Here is a 17161-nt window from a genome sequence, read left to right as displayed (position 1 = left end):
TGACGCCCACAGAATTACGGAGATCAAGTATGATCGGATATGTTACCCTCGGAACCAACAACTTCGGGGCCGCGCTGAAATTCTACGACGCCTTGTTTTCGAGCGTGGGTGCAAACCGCCTTTGGAAACACGGCGATATGGCCGCATGGGGCCGCTCAAGGGCCGAGCCTGCGTTATGCCTTGCTTGTCCATTCAATGGGGAACCGGCAAGCGTTGGAAACGGGGTGATGGTCGCATTGAAAATGACCAACAGAAAAGCCGTCGATACGCTTCACGCCAAGTGCCTCGAACTTGGCGGAACAGATGAGGGACCCCCCGGCCCACGCGGAGATCATGGTTTCTACGGAGGATATTTCCGGGATCTGGATGGCAACAAACTGAATGCCTATGTCCCAGCGTGACGCCAGGCAAAGAGTTGGCTGAAAAAAATCTTGTCCAGCTGACAATGAGCGACGAGCACATCGAAAGACGCCGCAATGAAATCTGAAATAAAATTCGTCCGATTGTCGGAAATTGACCCAGCCGAAATCTTGGCGCACATGTCCGACCCGCGTGTCGCCGAGCATATGCCGCTTCTGAAATTTAGTTGGAATGCCGAAACAGTGGCGCGGTTTGTCGCCAAAAAGGAAGAGTGTTGGCACCGTGACGGACTTGGACATTGGGCATTCTTGTCCGATGATCGATATGTCGGCTGGGGTGGATTTCAAAAAGAAGGGGCCGAGTGGGATTTCGGACTGGTCTTGCGGCCCGACACGTTTGGCCTCGGGCCGCGTATCTCGCGAAAGGCGATCGACTTTGCAATTTCCGATGAACGCATCCCGTATGTGACCTTCCTTTTACCACCGTCACGCACGAACCTGCGGGCACTCGACAGAATTGGTGCTTGGCGGGTTGGCGAAGTCGATTATGACGGGGCGACCTTCCTCAAATTTCAACTTTTGACAGGATGACGGAATTGTCCGATTTCTGGCACATCCCAGGTTCAGAGTGTCGTAACTCGCGGCCTATACCGGACGCTGAGTGTGCGGTTCAGTGCTGCACCGCAGCTTCCCGTAAGCAGACATTGACAGAAGGTTTTGGACGCGTCGCCTCAACCGAGACAAAAACCTGCCAAAATTGCAAAAGTTCTGGCGGGGGTTTTCGTCTTGGCTAAGAGTTTGATCCTGCACGGGCCGGTTCTAGCGGCCATAAACGACCGTTTTGGGCTTCGGGAAGCTAGTTCGTGGAGCCGGAACATACAGGCAAAATGATACTACAAACGCGTAGCTTGCTCGCCATAGATCACATTGGTATCTGACTCTATCTTAAGCCGTTGATCCAGCACTTCCCGGAATTCTGGATCATCGACCCTACGGTCTTTTCGACTAACCAATGCTACCTTTGCTGATAACGGCTTGTACGACTCCGAAAGCTCAGTCAACAAAATCCCGAAAGTCACTGATGTATGGGGATGATCCTGCACCTTGAAAATCATCGGCCGAAAGTACTTCTCGATGTCGGTCACGCCAACACCAAGCATGTAAATGCGACCGTTGTAGTGATAGATAGGACCCTGATGGCGATATAGAACGCCGTCCTGTAACGACTCATGATAGTGCATCCACGGTTCATCGCCGTTCGCATTTGTGATAGTCATCCTTCCTTCGATCAGTTCGGTCTTCCCTTTTCGAAAGATGCTGAAGTCACCTTCATAGTTCAACAGATGACCAAAATCGGAGTTCTTCAATTGAAGAGCTCCGCCAATAGCCTCCGCTAGCCGCCAGTTTCCATTCTCTGATTTTGAAACGTAGCTATAAAGGCGTCTAATCGCCGAGGAAGAAGCTGAGTTTTTGAAAACCGTTCTAGGCAAACCGTTCTCAATCCATCGATCAATCGACTTGCGGCTTGTGCCGATATAGAAAGCCAAAAAATCTAGATATTCCTTTGTGTCGCTAGCCGACATTTCACTTGTACGATACTTTACAAATTCGCAAATTTTGTACCAAGCTTCGCTAAGAAACTCCTCGTCCACCATATCCCACCCCAAGACAGTTCAGATACGTCTAGGACAAAATTTCCATGTTCGCGACACTTTTCTATGTTCGGGACAAAATTCCACTAGAACAGCAAGGTTTGTCTCTACTCTGACAAAACTTAATGGATAGAGTCATTTAGTGAGACAAGAAGACACTGCGAAACGCCCAAAGACACTATAACATGTTGTTTTAAAAAGATATTTTATAGTTTTCCCTAGACTTATACCCATATCTGTGGTATCTACTTACTAAAGAGAACGCAGGAATCCACCGACACCGAACCGGCAAACAAGAAGCAGTCCAAGTTAAGAGTTTCTGATTTTTTTTGAGGAACATTCGCGCTCCCTGAACGGTTCGTCGTATCGCGGACCGTTCAGGGAGCGCTGATGATCAAAAGCGTTGAGGGCTACACGCGGTGTTGAAGCTCTTCTTTTACTCTTTGTTCAAGAATTTTTCGAACTAACGTCACCCGCCCTTCTTCGCTCATCTTATTGCACGACAATATAACTCTTACAGCCATCACGACCTCTAGAACAGAAGGAGAGTCCGCGGCGTCTGAACTAGCCTGGCAAGGTCCAAATTTTGTCTTCCACATCGATGGAGATGACATCTTCGCCGAGCTGGTATGTGCACAAGTTGGATAAGATCCCACAAAATGTGACACTCTTCCATGCGGACAATTTAAGAACACTTTTGGTGCCGATCCTTGGCGAGTGCGGGAATACCGGACCAAAACGCCTACTCTTCCCAAGAGCAGATTGCGGTCTTCAACGTCTAACTCCTGGATAAAACCCGTGAAGATGACTGTTCGGAATGCGCTCTCCACCCCGTGCAATCCTGTTAGATATTTCTTACGAACTTTGGAATTTCTCCTATATGAACAGATAGCCATATGCCGAGCGAATTCAATTCGATCAGAGTTTCTCAGCATGCTGGAGGAAGCACATTTCCTTAACCGCAGGATGCTCTCAATCCTATCTTGCAACTCCTCCTCGCTCCTTGATATTTCCCTAAAGTTTCTAGCAGATATCATTCCACCGAATTCTGAATTGGTATTCCCTCTCAACAAAAGGAACTCCAATTTTCTAATAGGGCTTTGTATGAGAACAAAAACGTAGGAGATAATGATATGACACCACCCAACACAAGAAATCATGAACGCCGTGAGGCTAGTTATTCTCCATGCTATGCTGCGAATTGCAGACCTAACCAGCCTATTTTCTGAAGTAACTCTCCGACCGAAGAAATAGTCTTTAGGGCAAACTCCATCAGTTAACTCTTCTCCGTCATCAGGATCAAAAATATAAAAATCAATTAGAATAATTTTTGGCTCGATCAGAAAAGCCTCCACCCTGTAGAGGATCATCACAAATCCCGATTCGAACTCAAACAGCTCGCGCGATCCCAGCCTTCCAGGCAAACACGCCTTCTCGTCAACCCTATGGCTTACCTGTAGCAGCCTTTTGAAGCCACTTTGGCGCAAGGTTCTTTCAATGGATGCCTCTGCATGCGCCAACTGATCGTGATGATGCTTCACTTCAAGTTCGCGAACTTTCTCTTTGTATGCTCGGGATTGCAGAACTGTCTTTGCGACTCTCGGCAGCTTGTGAAAGCCGTCTCGCTCTCGAGTGATTTGTGACTGCAAGTCGGCCATATCGGCTATCCTCCTGATCGCGCTATCCGTAGCGTCTCAGTATTGATTGGATGAACATCCACCTCAATTTCGACATTATTTTTGTTGGACCGTAGTCTGTTTTCTTCAATTAACAAACTCTCAATCTTAGAAAGGGCGGCTAGTATAGCCGCCCTTTCTGCGATAAGGGTAGTTTTATTAGGGTTGAATGGAGTGCCTGACTGCTCACGGAGTAGGCAAAGGTCTTCAACCGGCTCCCATCTTTTCATCTTAACATACTTGGTTAAAATATGTGCGGAAGCCGTATTGTCTTCAACAACTGCAAACACGATAGGCCACCTATCGTTCATGTATGCCATGTTAAACATGTGGATGACGGCTATCATCTCTTGCAATCTGTAGCCATTATCCTCCGCGTCTGGAATGAGCATCGTGCCCATCTCCAAGAAGGAGGCAGTTTTGTTACTTAGGTCTTGGAATTCGTAGACGAAACTTACACCAGCCAACCGCTGGCCTTGCCGCATGATCAGAACCTCACCTGTTCTGATCGCTTTCTCGAGCACCCAATCTTCGCGCGCACGGATGCCGCCCGTGGATTTTTCGCTAACAAAAGCCAGTACTTCAGCCTTGGTCGCTGCATCGTCAGGATCAACGAACATTATCTTGTACACTTGGCCGTCCCTCAGTTTCGTCAGCAACAATCTATACTATACGACACATTGCTCCAGAGTGCAAGAGTCACCCAATATGCAAAATTGTTGCGTAGTGCATTGACTCGCGCACGCTAAACAACTAACTTTTCAGGATGAGTCACCGCCGATTCCGGCAATCGCTAGCTTCAGGCGGCGACAGATCATACTTTTTTGGAGGTCACGATGACCAAGCGTGTTGCACTCTCAACTTCCGCAATCTGGAAAACGAGAGAGTCCATGATGATGCAGCTAGATAGCATCTTAGAAACTTCTGCCGTTCTCAGCAGGGAGGAGTTCACTGATATTATGCAGGCCGCGTTTGACGGATGTAATCTGAACGTCTCTCGCTTTGCGGCCGACATGAAGGTCAGTCCTTCCACGGCTCATCGCTGGATAGCTGGCGCTAGTGCTCCGCCGCACAATGCTGTCTGGGACAAGGCAGCTGATTGGATCAGAGGTTCACTAAGAGAAGAACTGGCAAAAATCCGAGGAGATGAGGCACCAGCAAATCGCGTGTCCGCTCTTTTGAACTAGAACTCTCTATTCGTTTCGCTGCGCTCACTTTTTGTTGGCGCAGCGAAATATGTTGCGCTTTGTCATAAGCGCAAATCAGCACACTCTTTTTTTGACCGACCCCACGTATAGTTTCCACTTTATTTTTGCGGCTTCCTAAAGACACCAAAGTAAGTCGCAAGGGCCGCTAAAAGCTAAAGCCCATGAGTTGGCCCCCGGTCGATATCCCGATCCTGCTCGACCCCTTGATCCTTCTCCTTGTCTCGCTCGTCTTCGAGCTCTAGTTTTTTCGCGTGGTTTGTTCGATACGTCCTTCAAGCGCTCGTTGACGGACGGCTTGCGCGCCTCGCGCCGGGTCTCCTCGCCAAGCTCGGGATCGCTGTGACCGTCCAGCTTGTGAACCGCCGCCTGACCATCGTACCCAGCGTCTTTTTCCATGATCTCTTTCAACGGCTCCCATGCATAATTGCGGCCTTCCGGCTTCGGTGCGTCGGTCTGGTCCCGTGACCGACCCACAACGCGCGCCAACCGCTCCCGGACGTCCTCCGGGTTTCGGTCACGGTCGCGATCTTTCGCGGTTGCGGTTCTGAGCGCTGCTAGTCCGGCCGACACACACCCCTGCCGTGGCAGAGCGCCCAGCGCTGCGTTTGATCGTCTTCACGGAGAGGTAGTAGCTGGCCAGTGGACAATACCCTGCCGAGTTGAAATTGCTGCAAATCTTGAAACCGCTGGTGAAGAGTTTGCATAAGTGTGCCTTCAGCGATTTTTCACACCACCAACGACGCTGGATGGCAACTTAGAGGCTCAGAGCGGATTGCTGGGCGGCACTGCTAGCAGTCTACGACCCCCTTTCCACCGGCCACGGCCCTTAAGAGACAATGGGCGCCCGCCTCCGATGCTGCGATCGCAGCCCGCATACCCTACATTCGCTGCTCCTGAGGAAAGCAACATTTAGCGAGGCTGAACTCGCATTGAGATCCCACTGCAGGGCACCTATAGCGTGAGGCTTCTTTGCTAGGCGAACAATCGCGCGGTTGTAGGCCAATGCGAGTGCTTCTACAACTGAACAATAGCTTCACGTTCGGTACGGCAGGCGCTTTTGAGAGAAGACCATGACTGACACCGTCATTGCGCGGCGACTGAGCGGCGTTGACGCCGATGGCAAATTATTTGAGCTGCCCCAAAATGACCTTCTTGGCCCGACAAAACCCATTGTCGTCTTGGGCGATGCTGGAATGGGAAAGACGACACTACTGGAAGAAGTCGGACAAGAGGCTGGCTACAAGTTTATTCACGCAAGACGCCTGATCCGATCGCGAAATCCTTCAAAACTCTTGGGTGAGGCGACTACCTTTGTCATAGATGCACTAGATGAACTAGCTGTTCAAGCTGAAGGAGATGCTGTCGATGCCGTCCTCGCTTCGCTTGAAGAAGCGGGGTTTCCCAACTTCATTCTTTCATGCCGAGTGGCTGATTGGAGAAGCGCTACGAGCGTGCAAGCCGTAGGGGACACCTATGGCGATGATCCACTGGAGCTGTTTCTGGAACCAATCTCTAGGGACGATGCTCGCAGTCTTTTGTCGAGCGACATGGGAGATGACCGCGCCGGGGCTGTTCTCACCCACTTTGAAGAAAACGGTCTTGAAGGGCTGTTTGGTAACCCCCAAACTCTGAAGCTGATTAGAGCGGTCGCAAACAGTGAAGAACTGCCCACCTCGAAAGCGGCGCTATTTCAACTTGCTGTGGCGAAGTTGTGGGGCGAGCATAGTCAACAAAAGCCGAATGCTTCGCTATCCAGGCTAAGTGAAAACGAAGCTCTTGATGCTGCTGGGGCAGCATTTTCTTTTCTCATTTTGACTGGCAAGAGGGCAGTATCTAGATCACCCGTTCCGACGATCGATCAAGATGATCTTTCTGTGACGGAAGTTGGCATGCTGGCATCAAGTCAAGCTCTTGATGCGGTCCTGGGCAGTCGGTTGCTTACAAGCAACGTTGAGGGCGACCCAGATAGGTTCAGTTACACGCACAGAAGCGTTGGCGAGTTCCTCGCTGCTCGTTGGCTTGCTAGGAAGGCGGACACTGACAGAAAACGGCGACGCCTGCTTAAACTGTTTCACGGATATGGGCTTGTTCCCGCTAGTCTGAGAGGTGTGCACGCATGGCTTGCCCAAGACGCTCGCCTGGCCACGCATGTTATTGCTGCCGATCCAATGGGAGTGGTGGAGTATAGCGACACTGATGACTTTTCGGATTCTCAGTCGCGTGCTCTTTTGGAAGCCCTCTTCGACCTAGGTGACCGGGACCCCAGGTACTATGACTTTGACAATACACACTCATTGAAAGGTATTGCGAAGACATCTCTTCACAAAGAAATCAGAGACTTAATTGTATCTAGGTCAACGCCATTCTTTCTAAGAGCAATGCTTTTGCATTCGGTTTCTGGGTCCCCCGTTGCGCCTTTGCTCTCTAGAACTCTCAAAGACATGGTGCTCGATCCAAATGTGACGTTCCTCGAACGACGAATAGCTGGTGATGCGCTCTCCGGTTTGTCACAGGATGAGATTGACTGGGCTCAGATGCTCGCAGATCTTCACAGTCTAGCAGATGAGAATTCGCTACGACTCGCGTTGGAGTTACTTCCTGGTATCAGCTTCGCAGGTCCAACGGACACCCAAATCGTTGAGTTAATTGTAGCGTTTAGCGGGCTCAGCCTGTGTGCACTTCCTCACAAACCGCGACATAGGATCGGTGGGGTGCTGTGGGGTTTAGAGAAACGGCTCTCTGATGAACGGATCGAACCCGTTCTCGACATTTTGGCCGACTACCTGAGTGCCCTGCTCGGCAAAGACTTCGATCGTTTCGAGAACTCAGATGCCATCAACGTGGTCTATGCGCTAACCGAAAGACGCTTGGCGTTGGGTAATGTCGACCCGATGAAACTATGGAAGTGGCTGTCGTCTGTTGGAGAATGTCGTGGCTTTCGAGACGACTCTCAGAAAGCAATCTCAAACTGGCTGAAAAACAACATTTATGCGAGACGAACAATTCAGCGTTTTGCATTGTTGGAAGAGGCTGGCTCAAAGACGGTCTGGATGCGGGGTTGGAGGCTCAGCGACAGACTAAACGGGCTGTACCCAGATGAAGGCGACATCATTGCCCTTCTGGAGTGTCTTGATCCTTTGGCCGAGGCCGAAGGAGACCGCTGGAAGGACCTCGTCCGCCTGTGTTCCCACGATGAAGAACGCGGAAAGAGCGTGCGCAAAGCAGCCATTCCGTTCGCAACCGATGGAGATGGCCAAGCTTTCCTCGAACAACTAGCCAACCCACAGGTTCCAGATTGGCAGATAGAGCAGGAAGATCGAAACCGAAAACGAAACGAGGAAAAGCAGAAATCGTGGGCAGAGCACAGGGCCAACTTTCTAGAACATATCGATGACCTGCGCGGCGGTCGATATGGAGAGGTCGTGAACCCTGCCAAAGCATACTTGAACCTTTTCTCGGATATGGGCGACGACATGCCAGCTCACAAGCGGATCGAACAATGGTTAGGCGCAGAGCTTCAAGACGCAGCGTTTGAGGGATTCAACGCATATTTGGCTGACGAAAAATCGACGCCAACGGCTAAAGAAATCTCTGAATCCTACGCTGCAAGCAAACGTTGGGACGCTGCATACATATTCGTAGCAGCGGTTGCTGAGCGGGTTCGGAACAACAGGCCCCTTGATGATCTTTCTGACGACCGGTTGCTCGCCGCTCTTCTTGAGATTCGGCTAAGTCACATCTTGGAACATGCCAAGATCGACCACGTCCCCGAAGCGCTTGAGCAAGAAGTCAAGAGTAGGTCCGGACTTTGGGAGGAGTTTTGGCGCTTGCGGGTAGAACCACAATTGGAAGCCCAAAATGAACACGTTGATGGGCTCTATGAGATTGCCCGTGGCACGACCGGCGATGACATGGCGACCAACCTGGCATGTGAATGGCTCGAACGGTTTCCGAACATGTCGCATCGAGCAGAAACTGAGCTTATCGACTGTGTCATAGCCGCTGGCGATTTCAGTTTTCTGAAACAATATGTCGGCAAACGTAGAGCGAGCAATATCGACGATGATGAGCGGCGCTCTGACTGGGACGCGGTTGCACTACTGGTCGACTATGAAGCTGTTCAAGAAGAGATATTAAGCGCGCGGCGTGATGACCGCGACTTCCTTTGGCACTTGCGATCTCGTTTCGGCCGCCGCCGAGATGAAGGTCAGCCAGTACCACTCTCTGCCGCACAGCTTGCTTGGATCATACGATGCTTTCGAAAGCTGTGGTTGAATGTACCTCATCCCAGTGGCGGGACAACGGGCGACTCAAATCGTTGGGACGCAGCAGACTATCTGGGGACACTGATCAATCGCCTTGGGGGCTTAACTTCGGAAGAAGCAGTTGAAGAACTGCGCGTGCTGTGTGACGCGCCTGATGACGGCTATACAAACTATCTGAAGAGGACCCTTGCAGAACAGGCGCAAAAGGTTGTCGAAGAAAACTATGTGCCTCCCAATCTTGCCGATCTCGAGTCAGTGCTCAATGACGGACGGCCGAAAACAATGGATCAACTTCAAGCAGTTGTGCTGGAAGAGTTGCTCGAAGCACAACGCAAAATTCGGTCCCATCCGGTTGATTGGTACAAAGACTTTTTTAAGGACGACGTGCCCAAGGACGAAGAAAACTGCAGAGACACTCTCTTGAAGATGCTCGGGGACTATCCATACGGGATTCTCTGTGAGCCAGAAGGCCATCTCGCCGATGACAAGCGCGCAGACATACGCTGCACAATTGAACGGCTGATGTTGCCCATTGAAGTCAAGGGGCAATGGCACAAGGACCTCTGGCACGCCGCGGACACACAACTCGACAGGTTATACAGCAACGATTGGCGTGCTGAGCGCAAAGGTATCTACCTTGTGTTTTGGTTTGGCCCCGAAGTCCCCCAAAACAAAAAGCTAAAATCACCGACTGGCGGTGCGAACCCCCCAGCTTCTGCAGAAGAGCTTAGACTTGCTCTCATCGAAAACAGCGACGTGGCCAAGAAAGGCGACGTTGAAGTCCTCGTAATGGACGTGACTAGGCCCTAGGCGTTGTGATTGCTCGAGCCACTCAGAACACGCTACGGTCAAAACTGCTTCACAGCGGGGTCGTTCTTCTTCGAGCTCTTCCCAGGGCTGGACGAACCTCTCTGTTGTCAGCTCTTGCCGCCGAAATGGACGATGGTTCAGCAGTGATGTCGGGGAGCAGCTTGCTTGCATGTCGCATCGAGAAATCCAAACTGCATTCAGCGGGAAAGTCCTGTGTGTCGACGCAATAGATGGGGCGCAAGTACCAAGAGTTGAATCGATTATCCGCTCATGCACCGAACACCAGCGTTCCGCGCCAAGGTTCATTTTGGCCGCCCGAAATACAAAGACAGATCAAAAGCTTAGTAGTGCACTTGTTGGGATAATGACAGACTTGGAGCTTACGCCGATCCAAGTCATGGAACATTTGAACGATAGCAAACCGCTGATGACTACTCAGGGTCCGTCGAGCACCATAGCACCACAGGCTCAATCCACCAATGCGCCTGTGTGGAGCGAAGAAGCCCTTTGGCTACGTGGTGGTCTTCCCGAAAGTCTATATGCAGATAGTGATGAGCAAAGCTTCAACTGGAGATCGGATTACCTTGCTTCTCTGCTTAATCAAGATTTCGACTGTTGGAGCATCGATGCAAGCGATCGTCTTCCTGAGGTTTTTCAATATGTTGCTAATACCAATGGTGAGCAATTTGACGACGCGAACTGCGCAAAGACTCTCTCAGTCAAAAGGGATAGCGTCAGAAAATCAACAAACCTACTCGAAAGAACAGGTCTCCTGCGACGCCTGCCGAACTGGCCAGCGGGAAGCAATCAAAGTAACAGCTCACTGCCGGTTTTCTATGTCAGAGATTGTGGTCTACTTCATGCTGCTCTTGGTATTCGGTCCATGGAGGACCTTCGAAGTCATGGCGCGATAGGCCACAGCTGGGAAAGCTTCGCGATCGAAGCAATCGTCAATGCATCATCAGGCAACGCTACGCCCGCATTCTATCGCGACAAAGAGAAAAACGAGATCGACCTCGTCCTGAGGTTTTCGAGCGACGCGATCTACGCAATCGAGATGAAGTTGAATTCAGATGCGAAGACTAAGAAAGGTTTTGCGATTGGATGCGATGCAGTAGGAGCAACACAAAGGTTAGTAGTCCACTCCGGCGAAACGGATTTTACTTCAGATGAGGGTGTGCCTCGGCTCAAGCTTGTTTCCGCGTTAAAGCAATTGCCACAGTAGCAACTAGCACCAAGGTCCACTCAACCCAAAGTCTGCTTGTCTAACGCAGAACCATCAGTGATGCACCCGCAGCGAATGTCCAGTTCCCGCCCTGCTCAGCCATTATTCCTTTTTTTCACTGCAAGTTGGTGTAACAGATACTCTCGCAAGCCAGCGCCCAACTCATCATCGGTCAACTTTTCGAACACTGCCTGTTGCTCCGAGCAATTGTCGATATTTTCAATCGCTCGTTTTCGCTCATCCCGTGAGAGTTGGCCGTAGTGCCGTTCAGTGATCTGTTTCGTTTCATGCCCCATGTTTTCTGACCAGGCTTTGCGTTCGAGCGCCGTGAGGTGCCGGCGATCCCTTTCTGCAGCGATAGTGTGCTTTGCCGAGTGAGGCGTGTAGAGCGCTTTGGCTCCTATACTGGCTATTTCGAAGGCCTTGGTCACAGCAGTCTTTGTCTTCATCGGCACGATCGGAGCCGCGTTTGGGAACCGCCTGCGATAGCCGGTCAGAATATACTTCAGGTCGGGGAAAAGTGGATCATCGTTTTGAAAGCCAAGTTCGCGCATAAGATCGTCCCACTTGGTCACCTCGGCAGAGAAAACTTCAGGAATTGGGAACCACCATACCTCAAGGCTTTTTCCATTTTTCGTCCGGGATACAGAACCATCCTGTAGGATCAGTTTTTCAGCAATCCTTAGGTGCTTCAGCCGAAGTGAGATGAGGGTGTCTGCTCTTAAAGCACCAAGAAAAGCGATCGCGAACATCGCGCGATCCCGCTGCTGGGTTAAAGTCCGGGACGGCATGCGTTGGAGCATGGTTTCAGCCTCTTCAATGAGAGGATATTTTTTTGGGGGTCGCGGCAGACATTGGGCGTACGCAGCCTTGGGCAAATCGATGTAGTCTGGCAGGTCTCTTGGAAGGCCAGAGGCAAAATCTTGCTTCAAAAGCCATTCAAGAAACATGCGGATGTGAGACGCCGTGTGACTGATACTTGAGCGCGACTTCGGTGCATCACAAGAACCGGAGATCTGTAATTTCAACTCGGATCGCACTGCGTCGATATTCTCTGTGGTCAATGCCGTGAAGGGCTTCCCCCGAAGAGCATCTTCCAGAAAACGAATAGCGCGCAGGTGAGCATCAGTGGTCGCGTCGGCGAAACGGCCTGCGCTGATCTGCCATGCGTGAATTATGCGATCATTTTTTGTGTGCCAAATCCAAATATCACCGGGCACCTTAAATTCTCCTTCGTCTGTTTGGTCCTCGGTAGTATTTGGAGCGTCTTGTGATCTATCAACGTGCAGATCTCCCGGAGTCCCGAATCTGGTGATGTCCCTTTTGCACCTCGGGCACGTGGCGCGCAGAGCCTGCGCGCCAGATAATGTTGCTAACGGCTCGCGGACAAACTCGATTGGTGCCACAGGCACTTTGCAGGTAAAGCAATAGAATTCATGTGGTTTGAGCGAAGCATATCTTCGATCTCGCCGCCTTTTGTGGAAGTCTTGGACTACGGCCCCGCGGAACATATACGGTCTATTGTTGTCGGAAGGTACCAAGCCTTCTTTGACCCAATTGCTGATTGTGTTCTGCGCCACGCCATACAATCGCATCAGATCTTCGACGGAATAGACCCGGTCTTTTTTTGCGCGAATTCTTTTGTAGGACCGGGACATGTTTCCGCACCTTCGCAATCTCGGCAGTCTTGCCGATGTTTGCAAACCAGTTTGCAACGTGGGGTGAGCTGGCAGCTTAGCAGCGAGGCTTAGAGGGCGTTCGGATCCTGACGATTCTTTGCGGCCCAGACGTTCAGATCAAATCCGCGGTAGATGATCTTGCGACCGAGTTTGTAGTACGCGGGACCCACGTTCATGTGACGCCACCGCGCGAGCTTTTGGCGGTCGCCGAGTATCTCAAGCTCGGGATCCCCCAGGACGTAGTTCCGGTCGTTTTCGAAGATGTCAGGCATCGACTGTTCTCCTTGGCTGCTCTTTGGTCGTGGAGATTGTCATGCGATGCAGCAGTTGTGCAGAGTTCGTAAACTTCGCAAACGGTTACCAAGTTTACGATGGGTTTACGGTGGCTTTACGACGCACCTATTAGCAGCGTCTCACGCAGTTTTCGACGCACCGCGTTTAATCCCGTTCAGAAGTTCGCTTCACTCTCATTTGCCATTGCGAAGCTTGCGATAAGCATCTCGCAACGTGGTCAGTCCAATTTTGTGACCGTGCCTTTTCTCCAGAAACCGAAGTTTTTCTTTCGCGGTCAGTCCTTCAAGTTCCTTTCCGACGGATTGAATGAGTTGAACGGTTTCCGGGACCTTCGATGGCCTGCCAACGTTACGAAGCAAACGGGAGTTTTCTTCGAAGTTCACACTGGGGATCAGACGTCGAAGCTTGTTGCGCAGTGCAGTTTCGCTCAGACCACCTTGCCAACGCCGTGCCAACTCGTCCTTTAAACAGATTGAGGAGCCGCGGTACTGCTCTGGCAGGTTGCGCTCATAGTGATCATCCCACATGTCACGGGACCAGGGTGGGAGCTCACGGGCGATCACATAGGTTTGCCGCTCAAACAGATAGGGTAGTGTGTGGAACGGAATTTTAACGGCTTCGAAATCGGCATCACGTTCAACCAGCGCGGCATATTCAGCGATCCATTCTTTGACCTCACTGGCCGTATGAGCAGCCTGCCGAAATTGTGGCGATCCCATGCGGATGAGCCATTCGTTTTCAAGACCAGCCTCATCCTCAAACGTGGCAATACTGAAACTTTCCATCACAGTTGTCTTCTAGAAGAGCTTCGCGTTTGTTCCGGACAGACTGGCATCAATGTCAAGAATGGGGCCTTCGGTTGTGCAAAGCGTGACGCGTAATTCCGAAAGCGACTCCAGAAACAGGTCCTCGCAGAGATCCCTTGGTGAGCCGAAGTGATCATAACGACTGAATTTATCCGCCCTGTAGAACTCGCAAGCACGGGCGCAGCACCATTTCAGATATCGTTCCTCAAACACGCCCCAAAGAAAAGAGAGAAGAGTATAGCCTTCAAAAGCAAACATTAACGACCACCTTTTCGCACATCTTTGGTCACGAATCGCGACCACTCCTCCATCAAGGTGCGCCTTCGGTCCAGCAAATCCGATCGTGCATAGGCCCGCTCGACATCGGAGCCGACCTTGTGGGCGAGCGACATCTCGGCCACTTCGCGCGGCGCTTCCGCTTCTTCGGCCGCCCAGTCCCGAAAAGTCGACCGGAACCCATGCACCGTGACACCATCGATCTTCATTCGACGCAGGAGCATCAGCATCGACATGTTCGAAAGTGGCTGGTGGCGCTTCTGTCCTTCGAAGACAAATTCGGACTGCATTGCGCGTAGCGGTTTCAGGACGTCGATCATTGCCTCTGTCAGCGGCACCCTGTGCACTTCACCTGTTTTCATGCGATCGGCCGGGCAGGTCCAGACGCCCGCCTCCCAGTCGATCTCCGCCCACCGCATGCCAAGCACTTCGCCGGTCCGTGCACCGGTCAGGCAGGTAAACATCATTGCCTTGGCGGCCATGGCGGTCTTCGTGCTCAGGGCGGCATAGAACCGTGGCACGTCCTTCCAGTGCATCGCCTTGTGATGGACCGGCCGGGCTTTTACCTTGGGCAGTGCACCCGCCTCCTTTATCGCAACCACTGGGTTCTCGCCCGAACGCAATCCTCTGGAACGCGCCACATCGAGCACAGTTTTAATCCTCTGCGCCAGACGTTTGGCGGTCTCGTGCTTCTCGGTCCAGATCGGGCTGAGACACATCATGACTTCTGGTTGGGAGATACTGTCGATGGGCATACGCCCGATCTTTGGAAAGGCATAGTCACGCAGAGTGTTCAGCCATTGCTGGCCGTGCTTGGCATTTTTCCACGTAGGCAGTCGCTCAATATGCACCTGGCGGGCAACCTCTTCAAAAGTCGGCACTTCCTGCCGCGCATTAATCCGGGGATTGAGCCCCTGCTTTGCCATACGCCGATAGGCCAGCGCCCGGTCCCGCGCCTGAGGCAACGAAACGATGTCTGCGCCGCCAAGTCCAAAATCCGTACGAAGCGGCCCACCTTTGCGGTTTTTCTGCCCTTTAACCACAACCCGAACAATCCACCGCCGCGCACCCGAGGGATCTACGACGAGGTACAACCCGTTCCCATCTCCGTGACGACCCGGCCCGAGATTCTCAACAAGCTTCTTCGTTAGCTTTCCAGAAAGCGCCACAAGTATACCACATTACATACCACTCAATGAACAAAATTGCACATTATCACAAACAACTCAACACAACAGAATACCAACAACAAGTTGTTTTACAATAAAAATATCCCGCCAACGAGGGTCAATTACTGTCAGAGGTTTTGCTAAGTGGCGGACCGAGGAGGATTCGAACCCCCGACCCCTTGATTCGTAGTCAAGTACTCTATCCAGCTGAGCTATCGGTCCACTGAGGGCGGGGTTTAGTCCTGCGCGCCGGGTTATGCAAGGGTAAAATCGCGCAAAACCTGTTGTTCTGCTCCGGCACAGGATGCGACCCGTCAGGCGTTCTCACCACTGATGTCGGCGAGTGCTTCACCAACTGTCACAGCGCCGTCCCCTTTCGGCAGGCAGATCACAAAACGCGTGCCCGTTGCGTCACTGTGGGCCAGTTCCAGTGTACCGCCATGTCCGCGCACCAGCTCGGCTGAAATCGCGAGCCCCAGTCCGGAGCCCCCTTTGCGGGCACCGCCCTGAAACGGGGTGAAAAGGTGTTCGCGCGCGCGCGGCGGCAACCCCGGCCCGGTATCGACCACCTCTATCCACCACGCCGACATATCCTCATAACCGGTGATCGTGATTTCGCCCGGCGTCTGTGTCGCAACGATGGCCTGCCGCGCATTGCGGATCAGATTTGCCAGAACCCGGTAGAGCTGTTCGGGATCAGCCCGGAGCATCAGGCTGACCGGAATGTCGCAGACGAAGCGCAGCTCGAAATCCCCGACCGCCAGCCGCTCACTGTCGACAACCTCTTCCACCAGGTCGTTCAGATCCAGCATGGTCAGCGTCGGGCTCGGCTCCTCGGCCTTGCCAAAGGCCAGCGTGCTTTCGCACAGATGCACGGCACGGGTGATCGATCCGACCAGTTTGGGGGCCATGCGCTTGACGGCCGGATCCTCACTCATTTCGATGCGGTCGGTGAAGAGCTGCGCAGAGGTCAGGATGTTGCGCAGATCGTGGCTGATCTTGCTGACAGCACTGCCCAGCTGGGCAAGGCGTTCTTTCTGGCGCAGCGCCTGGGTCAGGTCCGTCTCCAGCTGTTGCAGCGCTACCTCGGCCTCGTGCAGCTCGGTAACGCTTGCCGACGGCGTGATGATCCGCCGGGCATCTTCGGGGGCCGCCGCGTAATTCTTCATATGGCCCACGACGCCCTTGATCGGTTTAAGCAGCAGCGCACGCATGGCCAGAAAGAGCAGAAAGGCCGTGATCACAGAAATCACAGCGGACAGGATCAGAATGCGGATACCGTAGTCAATCATCGCCGCCCGCATGGGCGAAGTGTCCATGGTGATCTCAATCAGCAGCCCTGCGTCCCGCACCGGCGCGCCGATCACGCGGATAACTTCGTTTTCCGTCCGCACAAGGCGGGTCATGGCATCACGGATCAGCACAGCGGCGCTGTTGTCGCGCATATCGAATGTGGCCGCGATGGGTTGCGGCATATCGGAAGACAGCATCAGTTGTCGCGACGAATCCCGGCGCAGCACGACGTTGAAAACACCGGCATTTTCCAGCAGCTCGGACTCCAGCTCACTGTCGATCATGTCATCCGCCAGCAGCGCCAGCGAGGCGATCTGCGCCCGCTCCAGCCGGTTCATCATGTAGTCTTCACGAAACCGGGCGATGGAGGGCACAAAAATCAGAACCTCTGCAATCATCACGAAGATGGTTGTCAGAATAAGCAGCCGTCCTGAAAGCGAATTGAACAT

The 17161-nt window shown here is 52.4% G+C and carries 14 protein-coding genes and 1 tRNA gene; 5 read left to right on the top strand and 10 right to left on the bottom strand.

Annotated elements, in window-relative coordinates:
• The first annotated feature begins 29 nt into the window (after nucleotides 1-29).
• Entirely contained in the window at nucleotides 30-401 is a 372-nt protein-coding gene (locus tag AB4K19_RS00645) for a VOC family protein (RefSeq protein WP_436398701.1), read from the top strand.
• Between the two features lie 75 nt (nucleotides 402-476).
• Nucleotides 477-950 (top strand): GNAT family N-acetyltransferase, encoded by a 474-nt coding sequence (locus AB4K19_RS00640; protein WP_375230034.1) that lies wholly within the window; start codon nucleotides 477-479, stop codon nucleotides 948-950.
• Between the two features lie 302 nt (nucleotides 951-1252).
• Here AB4K19_RS00640 and AB4K19_RS00635 read toward each other — a convergent pair whose 3' ends face one another.
• The 3 genes from AB4K19_RS00635 to AB4K19_RS00625 form a co-directional block, all read right to left on the bottom strand.
• The gene (locus tag AB4K19_RS00635; RefSeq protein ID WP_375230033.1) at nucleotides 1253-2014 is read right to left on the bottom strand and encodes a hypothetical protein; all 762 of its coding nucleotides are present in this window, start codon (nucleotides 2012-2014) and stop codon (nucleotides 1253-1255) included.
• Between the two features lie 407 nt (nucleotides 2015-2421).
• Nucleotides 2422-3669 carry a hypothetical protein gene (locus AB4K19_RS00630; protein WP_436398699.1) on the bottom strand — a complete coding sequence of 416 codons (1248 nt, stop codon included), beginning with the start codon at nucleotides 3667-3669 and terminating at the stop codon, nucleotides 2422-2424.
• A gap of 5 nt (nucleotides 3670-3674) precedes the next feature.
• A complete protein-coding gene (locus AB4K19_RS00625) occupies nucleotides 3675-4319 on the bottom strand; it encodes a hypothetical protein (protein WP_375230031.1) in 645 nt (214 codons plus the stop codon).
• A gap of 204 nt (nucleotides 4320-4523) precedes the next feature.
• Here AB4K19_RS00625 and AB4K19_RS00620 point away from each other — a divergent pair, with 204 nt between their 5' ends.
• The 3 genes from AB4K19_RS00620 (at nucleotide 4524) to AB4K19_RS00610 (ending at nucleotide 11195) form a co-directional block, all read left to right on the top strand.
• Nucleotides 4524-4874, top strand: coding sequence for a hypothetical protein (locus AB4K19_RS00620; protein ID WP_375230030.1), 351 nt, complete (start codon nucleotides 4524-4526; stop codon nucleotides 4872-4874).
• Nucleotides 4875-5965: 1091 nt separating this feature from the next.
• Nucleotides 5966-9970, top strand: a complete 4005-nt coding sequence (locus tag AB4K19_RS00615) for an NACHT domain-containing protein (RefSeq protein WP_375230029.1) — start codon at nucleotides 5966-5968, stop codon at nucleotides 9968-9970.
• A 364-nt stretch (nucleotides 9971-10334) separates the two neighbouring features.
• Nucleotides 10335-11195: an ATP-binding protein gene (locus AB4K19_RS00610; protein ID WP_375230028.1), complete on the top strand. Its 861-nt coding sequence runs from the start codon at nucleotides 10335-10337 to the stop codon at nucleotides 11193-11195.
• 95 nt (nucleotides 11196-11290) lie between these two features.
• Here the strand turns inward: AB4K19_RS00610 and AB4K19_RS00605 are convergent, their stop codons facing one another.
• The 7 genes from AB4K19_RS00605 to AB4K19_RS00575 form a co-directional block, all read right to left on the bottom strand.
• A complete protein-coding gene (locus AB4K19_RS00605; protein WP_436398696.1) occupies nucleotides 11291-12415 on the bottom strand; it encodes a tyrosine-type recombinase/integrase in 1125 nt (374 codons plus the stop codon).
• A gap of 527 nt (nucleotides 12416-12942) precedes the next feature.
• The gene (locus AB4K19_RS00600) at nucleotides 12943-13146 is read right to left on the bottom strand and encodes a MerR family transcriptional regulator (RefSeq protein WP_375230026.1); all 204 of its coding nucleotides are present in this window, start codon (nucleotides 13144-13146) and stop codon (nucleotides 12943-12945) included.
• 195 nt (nucleotides 13147-13341) lie between these two features.
• Complete coding sequence (locus tag AB4K19_RS00595; protein ID WP_375230025.1) at nucleotides 13342-13953, bottom strand: hypothetical protein; 612 nt, start codon at nucleotides 13951-13953, stop codon at nucleotides 13342-13344.
• Between the two features lie 12 nt (nucleotides 13954-13965).
• Nucleotides 13966-14232 carry a hypothetical protein gene (locus tag AB4K19_RS00590; protein WP_375230024.1) on the bottom strand — a complete coding sequence of 89 codons (267 nt, stop codon included), beginning with the start codon at nucleotides 14230-14232 and terminating at the stop codon, nucleotides 13966-13968.
• Nucleotides 14232-15344 (bottom strand): tyrosine-type recombinase/integrase, encoded by a 1113-nt coding sequence (locus AB4K19_RS00585; RefSeq protein ID WP_436398693.1) that lies wholly within the window; start codon nucleotides 15342-15344, stop codon nucleotides 14232-14234. The genes AB4K19_RS00590 and AB4K19_RS00585 overlap by 1 nt, the downstream gene beginning before the upstream one ends.
• Before the next feature lie 220 nt (nucleotides 15345-15564).
• Nucleotides 15565-15641: transfer RNA gene (locus AB4K19_RS00580), tRNA-Arg, on the bottom strand.
• Nucleotides 15642-15733: 92 nt separating this feature from the next.
• Nucleotides 15734-17161: a sensor histidine kinase gene (locus AB4K19_RS00575; protein WP_436398691.1), complete on the bottom strand. Its 1428-nt coding sequence runs from the start codon at nucleotides 17159-17161 to the stop codon at nucleotides 15734-15736.

The sequence above is a fragment of the Roseobacter phycocola genome, from assembly GCF_042055075.2.
Classification (GTDB): domain Bacteria; phylum Pseudomonadota; class Alphaproteobacteria; order Rhodobacterales; family Rhodobacteraceae; genus Roseobacter.
Note: the sequence above shows the minus strand (reverse complement) of the source record. Positions and strands in the feature narration are given on the sequence as shown.